At 50.5% G+C, this 17,141-nt stretch carries 19 protein-coding genes; all 19 read right to left on the bottom strand.

Features of this window, described 5'->3' with window-relative positions; genetic code table 11:
- Positions 1–76 precede the first annotated feature (76 nt).
- On the bottom strand, positions 77–877 hold the full coding sequence (gene spo0A / locus O9139_RS31990; RefSeq protein WP_270885798.1) for a sporulation transcription factor Spo0A: 801 nt from the start codon (positions 875–877) through the stop codon (positions 77–79).
- 221 nt (positions 878–1,098) lie between these two features.
- Positions 1,099–2,427, bottom strand: a complete 1,329-nt coding sequence (gene spoIVB / locus O9139_RS31995) for a SpoIVB peptidase (RefSeq protein WP_270886016.1) — start codon at positions 2,425–2,427, stop codon at positions 1,099–1,101.
- Between the two features lie 118 nt (positions 2,428–2,545).
- Entirely contained in the window at positions 2,546–4,276 is a 1,731-nt protein-coding gene (gene recN / locus O9139_RS32000) for a DNA repair protein RecN (protein WP_270885799.1), read from the bottom strand.
- Between the two features lie 19 nt (positions 4,277–4,295).
- Entirely contained in the window at positions 4,296–4,745 is a 450-nt protein-coding gene (ahrC, locus tag O9139_RS32005) for a transcriptional regulator AhrC/ArgR (RefSeq protein ID WP_270885800.1), read from the bottom strand.
- Between the two features lie 2 nt (positions 4,746–4,747).
- Entirely contained in the window at positions 4,748–5,269 is a 522-nt protein-coding gene (locus O9139_RS32010) for a hypothetical protein (protein WP_270885801.1), read from the bottom strand.
- Positions 5,270–5,302: 33 nt separating this feature from the next.
- A complete protein-coding gene (locus tag O9139_RS32015; RefSeq protein ID WP_270885802.1) occupies positions 5,303–6,130 on the bottom strand; it encodes a TlyA family RNA methyltransferase in 828 nt (275 codons plus the stop codon).
- Positions 6,131–6,163: 33 nt separating this feature from the next.
- Positions 6,164–8,050 carry a 1-deoxy-D-xylulose-5-phosphate synthase gene (gene dxs, locus O9139_RS32020; RefSeq protein ID WP_270885803.1) on the bottom strand — a complete coding sequence of 629 codons (1,887 nt, stop codon included), beginning with the start codon at positions 8,048–8,050 and terminating at the stop codon, positions 6,164–6,166.
- A 125-nt stretch (positions 8,051–8,175) separates the two neighbouring features.
- On the bottom strand, positions 8,176–9,081 hold the full coding sequence (locus O9139_RS32025) for a polyprenyl synthetase family protein (RefSeq protein ID WP_270885804.1): 906 nt from the start codon (positions 9,079–9,081) through the stop codon (positions 8,176–8,178).
- The gene (gene xseB / locus O9139_RS32030; RefSeq protein WP_270885805.1) at positions 9,074–9,337 is read right to left on the bottom strand and encodes an exodeoxyribonuclease VII small subunit; all 264 of its coding nucleotides are present in this window, start codon (positions 9,335–9,337) and stop codon (positions 9,074–9,076) included. Before xseB ends, O9139_RS32025 begins: the two co-directional genes overlap by 8 nt.
- Entirely contained in the window at positions 9,312–10,694 is a 1,383-nt protein-coding gene (gene xseA, locus O9139_RS32035) for an exodeoxyribonuclease VII large subunit (protein ID WP_270885806.1), read from the bottom strand. The genes xseB and xseA overlap by 26 nt, the downstream gene beginning before the upstream one ends.
- A gap of 7 nt (positions 10,695–10,701) precedes the next feature.
- Complete coding sequence (folD, locus tag O9139_RS32040) at positions 10,702–11,568, bottom strand: bifunctional methylenetetrahydrofolate dehydrogenase/methenyltetrahydrofolate cyclohydrolase FolD (protein WP_270885807.1); 867 nt, start codon at positions 11,566–11,568, stop codon at positions 10,702–10,704.
- A gap of 30 nt (positions 11,569–11,598) precedes the next feature.
- Positions 11,599–12,057: a transcription antitermination factor NusB gene (gene nusB, locus O9139_RS32045; RefSeq protein ID WP_270885808.1), complete on the bottom strand. Its 459-nt coding sequence runs from the start codon at positions 12,055–12,057 to the stop codon at positions 11,599–11,601.
- A 148-nt stretch (positions 12,058–12,205) separates the two neighbouring features.
- A complete protein-coding gene (locus O9139_RS32050; RefSeq protein WP_270885809.1) occupies positions 12,206–12,433 on the bottom strand; it encodes a DUF2273 domain-containing protein in 228 nt (75 codons plus the stop codon).
- Positions 12,434–12,445: 12 nt separating this feature from the next.
- A complete protein-coding gene (gene amaP / locus O9139_RS32055; protein ID WP_270885810.1) occupies positions 12,446–13,006 on the bottom strand; it encodes an alkaline shock response membrane anchor protein AmaP in 561 nt (186 codons plus the stop codon).
- An 85-nt stretch (positions 13,007–13,091) separates the two neighbouring features.
- Complete coding sequence (locus O9139_RS32060; RefSeq protein ID WP_270885811.1) at positions 13,092–13,505, bottom strand: Asp23/Gls24 family envelope stress response protein; 414 nt, start codon at positions 13,503–13,505, stop codon at positions 13,092–13,094.
- Between the two features lie 99 nt (positions 13,506–13,604).
- Positions 13,605–14,963, bottom strand: a complete 1,359-nt coding sequence (gene accC, locus O9139_RS32065; protein ID WP_270886017.1) for an acetyl-CoA carboxylase biotin carboxylase subunit — start codon at positions 14,961–14,963, stop codon at positions 13,605–13,607.
- A gap of 25 nt (positions 14,964–14,988) precedes the next feature.
- The gene (accB, locus tag O9139_RS32070; RefSeq protein ID WP_270885812.1) at positions 14,989–15,486 is read right to left on the bottom strand and encodes an acetyl-CoA carboxylase biotin carboxyl carrier protein; all 498 of its coding nucleotides are present in this window, start codon (positions 15,484–15,486) and stop codon (positions 14,989–14,991) included.
- A gap of 155 nt (positions 15,487–15,641) precedes the next feature.
- Positions 15,642–16,460, bottom strand: a complete 819-nt coding sequence (locus O9139_RS32075; RefSeq protein WP_270885813.1) for a SpoIIIAH-like family protein — start codon at positions 16,458–16,460, stop codon at positions 15,642–15,644.
- A 39-nt stretch (positions 16,461–16,499) separates the two neighbouring features.
- Complete coding sequence (spoIIIAG, locus tag O9139_RS32080; protein ID WP_270885814.1) at positions 16,500–17,138, bottom strand: stage III sporulation protein AG; 639 nt, start codon at positions 17,136–17,138, stop codon at positions 16,500–16,502.
- Positions 17,139–17,141 lie beyond the last annotated feature (3 nt).

Raw genomic sequence — 17,141 nt, forward strand, 5'->3', positions numbered from 1 at the left:
CTAGAAGCCCAATAAATAAGTGGTATTTGTTTATTACACTCGGTTAGTCCTTATTTCTTTAAGGCTCCTTGCTCTCTCAAGAAACCTTATGTTCAATTCTGAGTTTATCCGCTACCATAGCGATAAATTCCGAGTTTGTCGGCTTGGATTTCGAGATATTAATCGTGTAGCCAAAAATAAAGCTGATGCTGTCGATGTTGCCGCGCGTCCAAGCGACTTCAATCGCGTGGCGGATGGCGCGTTCGACGCGACTAGGCGTTGTTTTATACTTTTCGGCAATAGCCGGGTACAGCGTCTTAGTGATAGCGCCAAGAATTTCGATGTTGTTATACACCATCGTGATCGCTTCGCGCAAATATTGATAACCTTTGATATGTGCAGGTACGCCAATTTCATGAATAATGCTGGTGATATTCGCGTCCAAATTTTTACCCTTCGGCATATGTACGATATTTGCTTTCTGCGACGATGTAACGGTTGCAGATGCGGCCTGGTTCGTTGTCACCAGCTGGCGGATCCGGTTTGTCAATACCTCCATATCAAAAGGCTTTAGAATGTAGTAGGAGGCACCCAATTGCACAGCTTTTTGTGTAATATTTTCTTGGCCGAACGCCGTTAACATAATAATTTTGGGCTGTGGCTGCAGATTCATCTCGCGCAATTTCTCAAGTACACCCAAACCATCGAGGTGAGGCATAATAATATCTAAAATCAGAACATCCGGTACGTCGCGCTGCTGCTCGATGAAGCGAAGTACTTCGTTTTCATTGTAAGCGACACCGACAATTTCCATATCATCTTGCTCACCTATAAATTCCGACAGTAAGTGGGTAAACTCCCGATTATCATCTGCTAATAGGACTTGAATTTTCTGCAACTGTGACATCCTCCTTTTAACTACATGTAACATGTTGGTAAATTTCTCTTAGGTTAACGTATTCGACAGGCACCTAAAAATTCCTTCTGTCGAAAATTATTTTTCTTTCCAATCGTTCCACTTTCCTATATAATAATTTATTTATCTTGTGTTTCCAACATTTTTCGACATAATCATATCAATTTCATGCCATCCTTATAAAAAAGAAAAATCAAAGGCTGTTAGCTCGCCTTTGATTGGGTTGAAGATGGTCTTAAAATAATGCCTGAATCTTGAAGCATCCATTCGATGAAGCAACCGTAACCGCTGGTCGGGTCATTCACAAAAACGTGAGTTACAGCCCCGATCATTTTGCCGTTCTGGATAATCGGACTTCCGCTCATCCCTTGAACGATACCGCCGGTTTTTTCGAGCAGACGAGGATCAGTTATTTTGATAACCATTCCTTTGGTCGCCGGTACGTCTTGCTTGGATACATGGATCACTTGGATATCGAACTTCTCTACTTTCTGTCCCTCAACTACCGTATATATTTGCGCCGGCCCTTCTTTCACTTCTTCGGCAAAAGCAACCGGAATCGCATTTTTGTCGATGCTGTGGTCTGGCGCCGCGTACATTTTACCAAAGATGCCGAACGCCGTGTTCTTTTCGATATTACCGATCACTTTACTGTCCTTGTACAGCGTTGCCCGCTTCTCGCCAGGCTCGCCGTTGTGGCTTTTAGAGATCGACGTCACATTGGAATAGACGATATCGCCGTCGCCAACGATGATTGGCGTTTGCGTATCCATGTCCGTGATGACATGACCGAGCGCGCCATAGACACCTTGATCAGGGGCATAGAACGTTAACGTTCCGACACCCGCGGCAGAATCGCGAATATATAAGCCTAAACGGTAAGACTTGTCCACAATATCGTAGGCTGGCTGCAGTTTCACTTGAATCTCTTCATTATTCCGCAAAATCGTTAAGTCCAGCGGTGTTTTGCTTTCTCCGGCCTTGGAGACAAGATCGGCAACCTTGCTGACGTCCTTCGATTCTTTGCCGTTGATTTTCTTAATCAAATCGCCGACCTGTATCTTTGCTTCTTCCCCAGGTGAAACTTTTTGGTCTTGGGCAATTGTAACTAAGTGATGGCCGACCACCAGGATGCCGGCGGATTTAATTTTCACGCCGATCGTTTGTCCGCCTGGAATTACTTTTAGATCAGGAACGACATTCACTTTTACTGTTTTTAGCGGAATCGCGCCAAACAACTTTAATTTCATTTCCGTTTGACCGGAGCGGTCAGATTGCAGGGAGATCGGTTCGTTTAGATTAACCTGGAATGAGTGCTTGCTGTTGCCGTTTACTTTGACAATGTCCGGATCTTTCACAGTGACTTGCGCGTTAACCGGCATCGTTAATTGGAGCTGTTTCCCTTGGCCGCTAAATAAGCGAAGCTCTTGGGGGAATGAGGCAAAGCTTTGAAAAGGCGGAGAGACTGTAACCATACAAACGAAGAAGACGAGCAGAAGTCCTATCAATCTTTTTCTTTTGCTGGATGGCAAGCTTTTCACGCTCCTTCACACTTCCTTGAGCCCTGACGAACAGCTTCGTCAAATGCGTACCTATAAGTTAACCCCACTCCTCTTGTTTTATAACTGAAAATGATAACTATCTATACTTTCATGCCCTTGCTTTCTTATTTCTTGCCATGGTAAGCATTTCTCCAGCGTGATGCAGCGTCGTTGCGGTCACTTCGACACCGCCGAGCATCCGCGCCAATTCTTCAATTTGCCCATCCTCCGGCAAATCCTTCACGCGTGTGAATGTCCGCTCTTGATCGACTTCTTTGCGGATGTAGAAGTGCACATCGGCAAAGCTGGCGACTTGCGGCAAATGCGTGATGGAGAACACTTGGCAGTTCCGCGATAATGCCGACATCTTCTCCGCGATGGCCTGCGCCGCGCGGCCGCTGACTCCGGTATCGACTTCGTCAAAGACGAGTACCGGAATTTGATCCGTGCGGGCGAAGATCGACTTCATCGCCAGCATGATCCGCGACAGTTCACCGCCGGAAGCGATTTTGCTCAAGCCGCGGAGCGGCTCGCCAGGATTCGGCGCCATCATGAACTCCACCTGATCGATGCCGTCTCTGGTGAAACGCACGCGTCTGCCTTCGACTTCAATGCCGCCGCGTTCATCGGCCGCTTGCTCCACCTGGACGCGGAATTGTGTCCGCTCCATCTGCAGATCGCGCAGCTCGATCTCGATTTGCGCGGCAAGCTGCTGGGCAACACTGCGGCGGATATGCGACAGATCCAGCGCAGCTAGCGCCAGCTTCTGCTCTTCTTGCGCAAGCTGGGACTCCAGCCTGCTCATATGCTCATCTTTATTTTCGATCGTATCGACTTCACGCTTGATCTTCTCTAAATAAACCAACATCTCTTGGATGTTTTCACCGTATTTGCGGCGCAATGAATTGATCATATCCAGTCGCTGCTCGATATAATCCAGCCGCTCCGGATTGAACTCAATGTCATCGCGATAATCCCGCAGTTGAAAAGCCGCATCCTCCAGCTGATAATACGCAGACTGCGCCTGCTCAAGCAGCGGGCCTAACTTGGCCGGGTCCAGCTGCACGATATCCTGCAGCCGCGCTACCGCCTTGCTCGTCGCATCGAGCCCGCGGTTTGTCGCATAGAGCAAATCGTACGCTTCGGACGAGCTTTGGTACAGCTTCTCCGCGTTCGCCAGCTTCCGCTTCTCTTCGATCAGCGCTTCGTCTTCGCCAACTTTCAGCTTGGCCGCCGTAAGCTCGTCGATTTGGAAGCGGTACAAGTCGAGCATCTGCAGCGCCTGCTTGCTCGTTTCCTGCAGCTCGCGCAGTTCCTTTTGCAGGCGTATGTAAGCATCATAAGAGGCTTGATACGTCTGTTTGGCCGCGCGAATTTCCGCCTCAGCGAACTGATCGAGCGAATGAATGTGCTCTTCGACATCCAGCAGCGATTGGTGTTCGTGCTGCCCGTGGATGTTGACCAGCCACTCGCCGGTTTCCTTCAACATCGTCAAATTGACGAGCTGGCCGTTAATCCGGCTGGAGCTTTTGCCCGAAGCGGTAATTTCCCGGCGAATGAGCAAATGCTCGCTCGGATCCGCTTCAATCCCCAGATTTGAAAGCGTATGCCAAACCGGATGCGAGGGCGGCAAGTCGAACATCGCTTCAATCTCCGCTTTGTCCGCTCCATAACGGACCAAATCGGATGAACCCCGTCCGCCGACAATCAGTGTCAAAGCGTCAATAATAATCGATTTCCCAGCGCCCGTTTCCCCAGTCAGCACGTGAAATCCCGATTTAAATCGAATATGTACATGTTCAATAACCGCTAAATTACGAATCGAAAGTTCAGTGAGCATTTGCCTCTCCTTCAGCTGATTAAGATAATAATGACATGATTTGATTCACAAAATTTTGACTGTTCTCCTTACCGCGGCAGATGACCAAGATCGTATCATCACCGCAAATCGTGCCCATGACCTCGGTCCAATCCATATTGTCGATGAGGGCACAGATCGTATTGGCCGTTCCCGGCATACATTTGACGACAACCAAATTATCTGTGAAATCGATACTAACAAAATGGTCGCTCAAAGCTCTGCGCAGCCTCTGCAGCGGGTTAAACCGCTGATCGGCAGGCATCGAATATTTATATCGGCCATCATCCAAAGGCACTTTGATAAGATGGAGTTCCTTAATATCTCTAGATACGGTCGCCTGCGTGACGTGAAAACCAGCAGCCCGAAGCGATTCCACAAGCTCATCTTGCGTTTCAATTTCGTTGTTTGTGATGATTTCTCTGATTTTCACATGTCGTTGACCCTTCATGCTTACACCTCTATATGAAACGTGATTTTTTTGATTTTACTTTGCGCCATGTCGACGTAGAGCATTCCCGCCGCTTCCGGATACAGGAGACTGTAGGCGAGCAGTTGATCCCGGATCCCGCTGCCGGTCATGTCCAACGGTTTGCGTTCTCTGGCGACTTTCACCACGAACAGCTCGTCATCTTTTTGCGCGAAATAATCGATGAACAAACGGCTTTCCAGTTGTTCGTGATCATTGATGGTCATGGTGATGGGAATTTTCGTCTTGCCGGCCAGCACATCAAACCCTGCCCCCTCCAGCAGCTCCACCACTTCATCTTGCGGAACCTCGGACTGGCTCGGGATTTTGACGTTGTGAGTGATTGGCCTACGCAGCCATCTCTGCAACCTGGTGTACAAATAGACCGCGACTACAAGCACAATGAGCAAAATGACTGTGACATCGCCCTTTTCCATGTCCATCACCTCGCCATAGTATTCGCGGATTTTACGCAAAAATCCTTTTTTTTCAAGCAAAAAACCCATCTCAGGGCCCCTACAACGGACGTTAAGATGAGTTTATTTGCCTTGCAATTTCTGCGCTTCCTTCACTGTTGCCGAAATCAGCGAATCCCATGTAGCCTCAGGAATAGATGCTTCCTCATTGCTGCAAGTCCAATAGCCAAGAAACTCAATATTTCCTTCTCCGCCTGTGATTGGCGAGTAGGTTAATCCTTGCAAATGAAAGCCGGTTTCCGCTGCAAAGCGCAGCACATTGTGCAGCACTTCCTCGTGCACATCCGCATCGCGGACTACACCGGATTTACCGACCTTCTCCCGCCCCGCCTCGAATTGCGGTTTAATGAGGGCGACAACGCTGCCATTGTCCTGCAAAATCGCCTTCAGCGGCGGTAAAATGATGCGCAGCGAAATGAAAGACACATCAATCGAGGCAAACGTCGGAAGCGCCCCAGTCAAATCTTCCGCTTTGGTAAAGCGGAAGTTCGTGCGCTCCATCACGTTCACTTTCTCATGATTGCGCAAAGACCAATCCAACTGATTATAGCCGACATCAATTGCATACACATATTCAGCGCCATTTTGCAAGGCGCAATCGGTAAAGCCGCCGGTCGATGCCCCGATATCGAGCATCACCGCGCCCTGCAGATCAATTTCGAATTGCTTGAGCGCTTTCTCCAGCTTGAGTCCGCCTCTGCTGACGTAAGGATGGATAGCGCCTTTGACTTTCAGTGTCGCCTTGCGGCTGATCTTCGTCCCTGCCTTGTCGACAGGTTCTTCATCAGCAAAAACAAGGCCTGCCATAATGGCGGCCTTGGCTTTTTCCCTGCTTTCGAAATATCCTTGCTCCAGGAGCAGAATATCAATCCGTTCTTTATCTGATGACATAGCGTTCGTGACTTCTCCTTCAAAACAATGAATTTAAGCGCGTTGGCGCTTGCGAGGCATCAGCTTCTTCACTTCCGCCACTAAATGGTGAGAAGTCAGGCCTACTTCCTCACGCTGCTGCGGCACCGATCCATGTTCCACGAAGTAATCAGGAACACCTAGCACTTTGATGGTTTGCCCGATAATGCCTTTGAAGGCGTAGAATTCCAGGACCGCGCTGCCGAAGCCGCCCATCATGCAGCCTTCTTCCATCGTAATAATCGGCAAACCTTCGGAGGCCAGCTGCAGCAAGTAAGCTTCATCTAACGGCTTGATAAACCGCGCATTGACAACGCGTACATGGACGCCTTCCTTCGCCAGCTGTTCAGCTGCCTCTTCGGCCACTTGCACCATCGGCCCTACGGCAAGCACCGCTGCGTAATCGCCTTCGCGCACAGTCTCCCACGTTCCGATCGGGATGGCAACAGGCGTCTCCTGCGTGCTCGCACCCGTGCCGCTAATCCGCGGATAGCGGTAAGCGATCGGGCCTTCGTTATATTCATAAGCCGTCTGCATCATATTGCGCAGCTCACGCTCATCCTTCGGCATCATTAAGACCATATTCGGCAAGGAGCGCAAGAAGGCGATATCGTAGACGCCTTGATGCGTCTCACCGTCGGGGCCGACAAAGCCCGCACGGTCGATCGCGAAAGTGACATTCAGCTTCGGCCGGCAAATATCATGCACAACTTGATCGTAAGCTCTTTGCAAGAAGGTGGAATACACCGCAAACACCGGCTTTAATCCTTCGCTGGCCAGGCCTGCGCATAATGTAGCGGCATGCTGCTCAGCAATCCCGACGTCAATCATCCGGTCCGGGAATTGCTTGGCGAACTTCAGCAAGCCCGATCCGCCCGGCATCGCCGGAGTGACGGCAATGATGCGGGGATCTTGCGCACCGAGTTCGATCAGCGTATTGCCGAATACTTCCGTATACATCGGAGGACCCACGGATTTGAGCACCTGTCCGGATTCAATCTTGTACGGCCCCAGACCGTGCCAAGTATGCGAATCCTTCTCCGCATGCGTATATCCTTTGCCTTTGGTTGTAACGACGTGAACCAGCACTGGGCCGTTCACTTTCTCCGCTTGCTTCAACGTATCCATCAGCACAGGCAGATTATGGCCGTCTACAGGACCCATATACGTAAAGCCCAATTCTTCAAACCAGACGCCGTTCAGCACAAAATATTTGAGACTGTCCTTCAGCTTTTCCGCCGTTTTGGCCAGCGTACCACCGATGGCAGGAATTTTCTTTAGTAAATGTTCAACTTCCTCTTTGGCCTTCAAGTAATGACGATCCGAACGAATCTTGCTCAAATAATTATGAATCGCCCCGACATTGGGCGCAATGGACATTTCGTTGTCATTCAGAATGACCATAATGTTCTTCTTCTCATGGCCGATATGGTTCATCGCTTCCAGTGCCATACCGCCTGTAATGGAACCGTCCCCGATAATCGCGATCACCTTATTATGCTCGCCTTTCAAATCGCGGGCCAACGCCATCCCCATCGCTGCCGACAAGGATGTACTGCTGTGTCCGGCTTCCCAGACATCGTGTACGCTTTCGGATCGTTTGACAAACCCGCATAACCCTTTGTATTTTCGCAGGGTGTCGAATTTATCTTTGCGTCCAGTCAAAATCTTGTGGACATATGCCTGATGTCCCACGTCAAAAATCAATTTATCATAAGGGCTGTGGAACAGCGTATGCAAAGCGATAGTAAGCTCAACCACTCCTAAATTGGGCGCAAGATGTCCGCCTGTCACAGACAGCTTCTCAATTAGAAATTGACGGATTTCACCTGCCAAAGTCTCAAGCTCTGTCAAGGACAAACGCTTCAAGTCCTCAGGCTGATTGATATGTTCGAGCAGCACGCTTGTTTCCTCACTTTCAATGTGAAAATGCTAAGTGTTTACATCATTATAACATAAAATGCGGAAATTCATGTAAACCTGCGAAATAGTTTTCGACATGTCCATGAATTTCAAGATCAAAAGCTTTAATGATCTCTACGCATTAAGTAGTCGGCAAGTTGCAGCAGCCGCTCGGGATTATGCAATTTGGCCTGAATCAGCGCATTTTTGCCTTGTTCGGTGAGCTCTTTGATCTTTTGTTCAGACGCTTCCATCCCGATAAAATACGGATACGTCACTTTCATCTGTTTCTCGTCGCTTTTCACTGGCTTGCCCAGCTTCTGCTCGTCACCGATAATGTCCAGGATATCGTCCTGAATTTGGAATGCCAAACCGATCGCATGGCCGAATTCGCTTAAAGCTGCAAACTGCATGTCTGTTGCGCCTGCCAAATGACCGCCGGCCCGCAAGGAGAAGACAATCAAGTCGCTCGTTTTGTGCGTGTGGATATACTCCAGCTCTTCCAACTTCGTTAAGCCTTGCTCACCCAGCATGTCAGCTGCTTGCCCGCCAACCATCCCGCGCGCGCCTGCGTAGGCGGAGAGTTCTTCAGTGATGGCGAGTACCCGCTCAGCCGGCACGCCGTGTACTTTATGCGCCTGCGTAATGCTGTAAAAAGCGTGCGTCAAAAGGGCATCGCCCGCCAATATCGCCATCGCTTCCCCATAAACTTTGTGGTTCGTCAGCTTGCCCCGCCGATAATCGTCATTGTCCATGGCCGGCAAATCATCATGAATTAAAGAATACGTATGCACCATCTCGATGGCGCAAGCGACCGGCAGAGCTGCCTCTGTCGAACCGCCTAGCGCTTCTGCTGCCGCTAAAACAAAAATAGGACGCAAACGTTTGCCCCCAGCCATTAGCGAGTAGTTCATTGACTCCCGCAGCGGGAGTGGAATGTGCCACGCCGCAGGCAAGGAACTCACTAGCGCCGCTTCCACTGTCTCCGCACTGGCTGAAATATATTCACTGATCGAGGACGTCTTATTCAACCGAATTCCCCTTATCTTCCATGGCCGGCTGGAAAGGCTTGCGGCTAACGGCGCCCGTTTCCCCTTCCACCAGCATCTCAATTTTTTTCTCAACCTGCTCCAGCTTCACGCCGCACAGATGCGACAGGCGGACACCTTCCTGGTAAAGCTCTATCGCTTTTTCCAGCGGTACGTCGCCGCTTTCCAACTGCGCTACGATGCGTTCCAGCTGTTCGATGGCGAGCTCAAAGCTAATTTCCGTCTCTTGATTCGACATGCTTGTTCTCCTCCATTCCCCATACATGACAATCCAACCGGCCATCTTTCAGCCGGATCTTGACGACATCCCCGACCTGCACCTGATCCACCGAGCGGATCAGCTTCTGTTCCGCTTCGTCGTACGCCAGGCTGTAGCCGCGCTGCATGACCTTCAGCGGGCTGAGCGCGTCCAAATGGCGGACGCTGGACTGCCACTCCTGCCGCTTGCCGCGCAGGAGCGACTGCATGGCCGTGAGCAGCTGCCGGTTCGACGTATCCAACCGACGCTTTGCAAACACGGCCTGCTCTTTGGGATTGAAGCTGGATAGCTTGCGCTCCAGCTTCATATGCCGTTCCGCCAGCCGCTGCAAGCGCTGGCGCATGCGATAACCGAGCTGCTCCGCCAGCCGGTCGAGCCGTTCCGCAGGCTGCATCAGCAGCTGCCTGCGAGGATTTGTCAGGAACGGCGAGCGATTCGCGCGGGCCAGCCGTTCCTGTTTGCGCCGCAGCTGCTGAAGCAGCCCGTAATGCAGGCGCTGAGCCTGCTGCGCCAGCTGCTGCTTCAGCTCGAGGTGGTGCGGCACCGCGAGCTCGGCCGCCGCCGTCGGCGTCGGCGCGCGCAGATCGGCGACGAAGTCGGCGATCGTGAAGTCCGTCTCGTGGCCGACGGCCGAGATGACGGGAATCGCGGAGCGCGCGATGCTCCGCGCCACCGCTTCCTCGTTGAACGCCCACAGCTCCTCCAGCGAGCCGCCGCCGCGGCCGACGATGAGCACATCGGCTTCACCGAGCCGGTTCATCGCTTCGATCGCCTTGACAATCGAAGGTGCCGCTTGCGCTCCCTGTACCAGCACGGGGTACAGGAGAATCGGGATCGACGGGAAGCGCCGCTGGAGCGTGATGATCACATCACGTACAGCAGCCCCCGTCGGCGACGTAATAACGCCGATTGCGCGTGGAAACCGGGGAATCGGTTTCTTGCGTTCGGCCGCGAACAGCCCTTCGCCTTCGAGCTTCTTTTTCAACTGCTCGTATGCAAGATACAAGCTGCCGATGCCGTCCGGCTGCATCGACGTCACATAGAACTGATAAGCGCCATCCCGCTCATAGACCGAAATATTGCCGCGCGCGATGACACGCGTCCCTTCCTTCGGAATAAAGCCAAGCCGCTGATTATGCGAGGCGAACATGATGCTTTTTAGCCTGCCGTCCGCATCCTTGAGCGTAAAATACATATGTCCGCTGGAGTGATGCGTGAAATTGGATATTTCCCCCCGCACCCATACGTCCTGAAGCCGGTTATCGCCTTCCAGGAGCAATTTGATGTAGCGGTTCAAATCTTTAACGGAAAAAATTTTTGTCTCGTTTCTCGCCATATCCCGATTATGCATGGACGCCGGCATGAGCAGCCCGACGAGCGGCATCGACCGTATTGCGCAGCAGCATCGTAATCGTCATCGGTCCGACACAGCCGGGCACCGGCGTGATCGCACTCGCTACTTCTTTGACCGCTTCAAAATCGACATCGCCAGTCAGCTTGCCGTCCGCAGGCCGGTTCATGCCAACATCGATTACGACCGCGCCAGGCTTTACATGATGCGCCTTAATGAGATGTGCTTTGCCTACGGCTACGACAAGAATATCGGCTTGCTTGGTGATTTCCTCCATATTCTGCGTGCGGGAATGCACGATGGACACCGTTGCGTTCTCCCGCAGAAGCAGCATCGCCATCGGTTTGCCGACAATGTTGCTGCGGCCTACCACGACGGCATGCTTGCCGGCAATTTCTACACCGGTGCGTTTCAGAATCTCAATGACGCCATGCGGTGTGCACGGCTTCATGCCGTCCTTACCGATCATCAGGTTCCCGACATTGACCGGATGGAAGCAGTCAACGTCTTTCGCCGGATCAATCTCATCCACAACCGCCTCTTCGTCAATATGCTTCGGCAGCGGCGATTGAACCAGAATCCCGTTGATACGGCTGTCCTTGTTGAACAGGCGGATAAGTGCAATTAACTCCTGCTGTGTCGTGTTTTCCGGAAGTCTGTGAACCTCTGAATAGATGCCGACATCATCGCATGCTTTGGCTTTGTTGCGAACATAAACCTGTGAAGCTGGATCCTCTCCCACGATGATCACAACCAGACCAGGTTGATGGCCAGCCGCAGTAAGCTCGGCAACTTCCGTTTTGATTTCCTCGCGAATGGAGCTTACCAGCTCTTTACCGTTAATGACTTGTCCCGACATGTTGATTCCCCCCAAAAGATTTCGATGAGACTAAGACTGCACGACTTTACGTTTCAAATTGTCAATTTCTTTCAACATCTTGCCAAGCACACCGTTAACGAACTTGCCAGATTCATCCGAGCCAAAATGCTTCGCCAAATCAATCGCTTCGTTGACGACAACTTTCGGCGGCGTGTCTTCCCGATAGACCATTTCGTATACAGCGAGTCGCAGCACTTCTCTGTCGATTCTGGAGAGCCTGTCGATTTGCCAGCCCTTCAGGTACTCAGCCAGCAGCTCATCGATCTGTACTTTGTTCACGTAGGTCCCTTCGACAAGCTCAAAGATGAAGGCCGGGGCAATTTTCTCGCTAGGCACGTCCAACTGCGCTTCGTTGTCATTCTCCGCTTCATGTACGGCGTATTTGACTGCTTCCTGCGGTGTATCTTCATTCATTTGAATCTGGTACAAACTCTGTAAAGCAATTTCTCGTGCAACTCTTCGTTTCATTAAGTCCTCCTAAAAAGTTTTCCGTCTGGAAAACTTGCTTTCGTTAACTTGGCAAAATGTGAAAGGATCTGCCCAATATTCTTTTTTACTAGTATACGTCATTGTTGAATGTTTCCAAACAAAAAAATCCATGGAAGGCCCAGGGATTTTAGCGAAACATTCTCCATTTTTGCGTGAGATAGCGCCAAATGTCTTCTAACAGCACAAAGCTTTCTTTGCGATCCAGCTTGTTGCCGACATAACACCCTATGAGGACGATGAATGCAAAGATCAGCATGTCCCAAAAACCAAAAAATAAATAGATAAAGCCGAAGAAAACGCCTGCTGCCACTCCAATCACTTTGCCTCTATGCTGCTCCCACAGCTCATTCCACATGTGGGTTCACCTCTATTCGACTCGGCTTTTAAACGTTGGGGCGGATTGCACGATGTTGGCAACAAATACAGTTACCGTCGCGACCGGAATGCCGGTGATGTCTTCGATGTGGTTTTTCACAGAGGTTTGCATCTCTTCCGTTAAATCAGGGATGGAAGTTTCTCCGTCTACCACCGTGCGGATCGTAATCTCAAGTCCGGATTGATTCACTTTGACGCGTGCCTTCAGATCCTTGACACCCTTGGTTCGACCTGCTGCTTTGAGCGACAGATTCTCGACCGTTTCCATAGAAATGCGGATATCCCCAAAATCCGTGCGTTGATCAATGGACGGGGCTTGTGAACGGCTGCGACCGAGCGACAAGATTAAGAATCGGATGCTGATTAACAAGATGATAATACTGGCTGCGATACCGGCATACGCATAATTCTTGTCTACATAGAAGCTGCCTAAAAACTGCTCAGCGTCTGCTCTTGGAATCCAGCTGGAGGCTGTGAACAATACGAAGATTGATGCGACGAAAATGATCAGGCTGTAAATGAGCAGCAAGAGCCTGTCCACAATTTTACCCACTAAGCTTGTCCCCTTCCTATATTGAGAGGAAACCCCCTGCAACCTGTAGGGGGTTTCGAATGAAACTATGGATTCAGTTGGCGGCTTATTTCACACGATGCGGGACCGCTGTTTCTTCTTCGATCGGTTTTTCCAATTGTTTGAAATGCACGTCATGGATATGCACGTTCACTTCAACAACGTTCAAGCCGGTCATCGATTCGATCGCATGCTTCACATTGCGTTGGATGTCGCTTGCGACTTCAGGAATGCGATTCCCGTATTCAACAATAATGGAGACGTCAATGGCAGCCTCACGCTGTCCAACTTCTACTTTCACGCCTTTGGACAAGTTCTTGCGGCCTAGCAACTCGACGATGCCTCCTGCAAATCCGCCGCTCATCCCCGCTACCCCTTGTACTTCAACCGTCGCCAAGCCGGCAATGATCTCAATGACTTCTGGAGCGATTTGGATGCTGCCCATGTCTGTTTTGACGTAGTCCGGAGCGATTGTGCTCATTGTAGCACCTCCTAACAGTTTTGTGCCAGCGAGCTGGCATTGGAAAAGCTATCTAATTCATTAGTATACCATTTCAACAAAAATATGACAAATGGTTGTCTATGAATTCGGATCGTTCACATCATGCTCTTCCAGGAATTTAATATCATGATCGCCTTGGATGAACTTCTTGTGCTCCAAAAGCTTCAAGTGGAACGGAATCGTTGTATTCACGCCTTCAACGGCAAATTCCGTAAGCGCCCGCTTCATCCGGGCAATCGCATCGTCACGCGTTGCGCCCCAGACGATCAGCTTCGCCACCATGGAATCGTAATGCGGCGGAATCGTATAGCCCGGGTAAACGGCGCTATCCACCCGCACGCCAAAGCCGCCCGGAGGCAGGTAGAATTTCACTTGCCCCGCCGAAGGCATGAAGTTGCGATTCGGATCTTCCGCATTGACCCGGCACTCGATCGCCCAGCCGTTAATGCGGACGTCCTCTTGCGCGAACGACAATGGATTGCCTTCCGCCACGCTGATCATCTCTTTGATGATGTCAACGCCAGTGATCATCTCAGTCACGGGATGCTCAACCTGAATTCTCGTATTCATTTCCATGAAATAGAAATTGCCATCAGGACCTAGCAAAAACTCCAAGGTACCCGCGCCAGCGTAGTCCACTGCTTGCGCTGCGCGCACGGCTGCTTCGCCCATCGCTTTGCGGATTTCCGGTGTCAGAATCGGGCATGGCGCTTCTTCCACCAGCTTTTGTCTGCGGCGCTGAACAGAGCAATCGCGCTCACCCAAATGAACAACGTTGCCATGTTTATCAGCGAGAATTTGAATCTCTACGTGTTTCATGCCTGTCAAATATTTTTCCAGATAGACGCCGGAATTGCCGAAAGCGTTCTGCGCTTCGTGCTGCGCCGTCGTAATCTGCGAAACGAGCATTTCTTCATTGTCCGCGATGCGAATGCCTTTGCCACCGCCGCCAGCCGTTGCTTTGATAATAACCGGATACCCGATATCTCTAGCAATGCTCAGCGCGTCTTCAATGTTCTCTACCAATCCGTCCGAACCCGGAATAATAGGCACTTTGGCTTCTTTCATCGTTTGCTTCGCAACGGACTTATCACCCATGCGGCTGATCGCATCTGGGGAAGGTCCGATAAAGGTAATATTGCAGCTTTCGCAAATCTCTGCGAAATCGGCATTCTCAGCCAAGAATCCATAACCCGGGTGAATGGCATCGCATTCTGTCAGCGTGGCGACACTCATCAGGTTCGTGAAGTTCAAATAGCTGTCTTTGGAAGGCGTCGGCCCGATGCAATAAGCTTCATCAGCCAGTCGCACGTGCAGCGCCTCACGGTCTGCTTCGGAATAAACAGCGACGGTTTCGATACCGAGCTCCCGGCAGGCCCGAATGATACGAACGGCAATCTCTCCGCGGTTCGCAATTAGGACTTTATGAAATTTCATCATGTTACCTCCTAAGCTTAAGCGCTTACTCCGGTTTAACCAAGAATAATGGCTGTCCATACTCGACGAGCTGACCGTTCTCCACGAGCACCTCAACGATTTCGCCTTTCACTTCAGCTTCGATTTCATTCATCAATTTCATCGCTTCCACGATGCAGACAACCGTTTTGTCGCCTACGCGGGAGCCAACGCTAACGAAAGAAGCTGCGCCCGGAGAAGAAGCCGAATAGAATGTACCAACCATAGGCGAGACAATCTTATGTAAAGATGGGTCTTCTTGTTTAGCAGTCGCTTGCGGCGCAGCTACTTCCACTGCCGCAACTGGCGCCTGGTTAACCGGGCCGGCCTGTCCGACTGGAGCATATGCGTGTTGTTGTACAGGTGCTGTAGTTACAAGAACGGATTCTGTTTTATTCGGTTTGCGAATCAAAAGTCGAGCACCTTCGTTTTCGATTTCAAGCTCTTGTAGAGAGGATTGATCGACGAGTTTGATCAACTCTTTGATTTCACTCAATTTGAACATTCAAGTCACTCCTTCAATGTTGGTGAACCATAAAGATGCGGATGTTCATAGCCGCACCGTATGTATTATAACCATAAACGCAAGAAATGGAAAGAGCCCAGTTTGCCTGGACCCTTTCCGTACGCATGTGCGTTGCCCACTCGTCTAAAAGACCATTACGGGCGCACGTACTGGATTTTGATATTTTCAGGCGCAGCGCCCAGCTCTTTGATCACCATGTCAACGATCGTCACACCTTGACTTTTCTCAAGCTTATCGCTTTGCACCGTAACTTTCCACTGGTTGCCGTCTTGGTTCACGATCGCTTGCGGGAAGTCCTTCATCAGTTGATCTTGCAGCGCTTCAACTTTGTCCTGCACGTCAGCAAGCTTCTGAAGGTCGTTGTTCGCCTTCGCTACAGCATCCGGCGTTTGCTTGGAGTCGATGATGATATTCATCAGATCGGAAGACTGTTTCGCGAACATATCGTGCTGTTTCATTTGCTCATTGATAAAGTAATCGCTGGCGGAAGTTGTTTTGGTTTGCTCTTCGACTTGCTTCAAGATTTGATCGTCTGTTTTGGCCGTGCTGCTGCTTGCTGTAGATTTATTGGTGTTAGCCGAAGAAGTTGTTTTGGAAGCGTCTGTTTTGGAAGCATCCGTTTTGGAAGCATCCGTTTTGGAGGCGTCCGCTTTCGTGTCTGTTTTTGTCGAAGATTGTGTTGTCGACTGTGTGCCCGATTGTGTTGCTGCGCTGGAGCTGGCTTTGGAATCTGCAGCGGATTTAGCGTCAGTGCCTGTAGTTGCCTTTACATCGGTTTTACCGGATGGACCTGCTTGGCTCATGTCAATTTTGACTTCCTGGGAGTTCGCTTTCGTATCGTTCGCTGCCAAATCAAGCTTGTTGACATCCTCGGTGAACAAGTAGTAAGCCGAAAGCACCACCATTAAGCTAAGCATGGATACGAGCCAAATTGTTTGTCTTTTCGCGTTCATTGATAATTCCTCCTTGAATGATAGGTTTAATTTTTTTTATTAATCACCAGTTTTTCTGGGTAAAACGGAAATTCGGTTGGCCGTCACGTCCAGGCCGCGTTCGACGGCTTCGATGATCATTTTCTTCACCGTCAAGTTTTCGGCGCCTTTGGCGACAACAATGACACCGCGAATTTTCGGTTTAATGTATTTAAGCACGAGCGGCTTCTGGTCGCCTGACACTTGGTAGATCACGACTTCTCCGCTTCGCGTAACCTGGGAGATGTTGCGAGTCGCGCCATTCGTGTCCCGCTCCGTCGTCATCTGCTGATTATCGTTGTAGTTCTTGTCGACGGTAATTTCTTCCGTGGATTCAATGGTGACAAGCACCTCCACCTCGCCGACACCTACAATTTTCTGCAAAATGTCCTTCAGCTGCGACTGATACGCCACTTCGTAATCGTGAAATGCGGAATTTTCCTTTGGTGTATTTCCGATGAACGTTTCTTTGGCAGGCGGCGGAGACGCCCGGCCCTCATTGATGGGATCAACTTCTTTCACTGTTAAAAACGAATTCATGATCATCAGCGCTGCGCCCAATAGTCCAATCAGGATAACCCAAAGCAATGTGTTCTTGCGTTTAGGTCCACTGGGGCCGCCTCCGAATTTCTGCTCCATCCATTGCAGCAATGTTCCCACCCT

The sequence above is a fragment of the Paenibacillus aestuarii genome, assembly GCF_027789125.1.
Lineage (GTDB): Bacteria > Bacillota > Bacilli > Paenibacillales > NBRC-103111 > Paenibacillus_E > Paenibacillus_E aestuarii.

Excerpts from the sequence above, each read along its gene's own strand:
- recN (WP_270885799.1), bottom strand. The coding sequence starts at position 4,276 with ATGCTCACTGAACTTTCGATTCGTAATTTAGCGGTTATTGAACATGTA.
- ahrC (WP_270885800.1), bottom strand. The coding sequence starts at position 4,745 with ATGAAGGGTCAACGACATGTGAAAATCAGAGAAATCATCACAAACAAC.
- O9139_RS32010 (WP_270885801.1), bottom strand. The coding sequence starts at position 5,269 with ATGGGTTTTTTGCTTGAAAAAAAAGGATTTTTGCGTAAAATCCGCGAA.
- O9139_RS32015 (WP_270885802.1), bottom strand. The coding sequence starts at position 6,130 with ATGTCATCAGATAAAGAACGGATTGATATTCTGCTCCTGGAGCAAGGA.
- xseB (WP_270885805.1), bottom strand. The coding sequence starts at position 9,337 with ATGTCGAATCAAGAGACGGAAATTAGCTTTGAGCTCGCCATCGAACAG.
- xseA (WP_270885806.1), bottom strand. The coding sequence starts at position 10,694 with ATGGCGAGAAACGAGACAAAAATTTTTTCCGTTAAAGATTTGAACCGC.
- folD (WP_270885807.1), bottom strand. The coding sequence starts at position 11,568 with ATGTCGGGACAAGTCATTAACGGTAAAGAGCTGGTAAGCTCCATTCGC.
- nusB (WP_270885808.1), bottom strand. The coding sequence starts at position 12,057 with ATGAAACGAAGAGTTGCACGAGAAATTGCTTTACAGAGTTTGTACCAG.
- O9139_RS32050 (WP_270885809.1), bottom strand. The coding sequence starts at position 12,433 with ATGTGGAATGAGCTGTGGGAGCAGCATAGAGGCAAAGTGATTGGAGTG.
- O9139_RS32060 (WP_270885811.1), bottom strand. The coding sequence starts at position 13,505 with ATGAGCACAATCGCTCCGGACTACGTCAAAACAGACATGGGCAGCATC.
- accC (WP_270886017.1), bottom strand. The coding sequence starts at position 14,963 with ATGAAATTTCATAAAGTCCTAATTGCGAACCGCGGAGAGATTGCCGTT.
- accB (WP_270885812.1), bottom strand. The coding sequence starts at position 15,486 with ATGTTCAAATTGAGTGAAATCAAAGAGTTGATCAAACTCGTCGATCAA.
- O9139_RS32075 (WP_270885813.1), bottom strand. The coding sequence starts at position 16,460 with ATGAACGCGAAAAGACAAACAATTTGGCTCGTATCCATGCTTAGCTTA.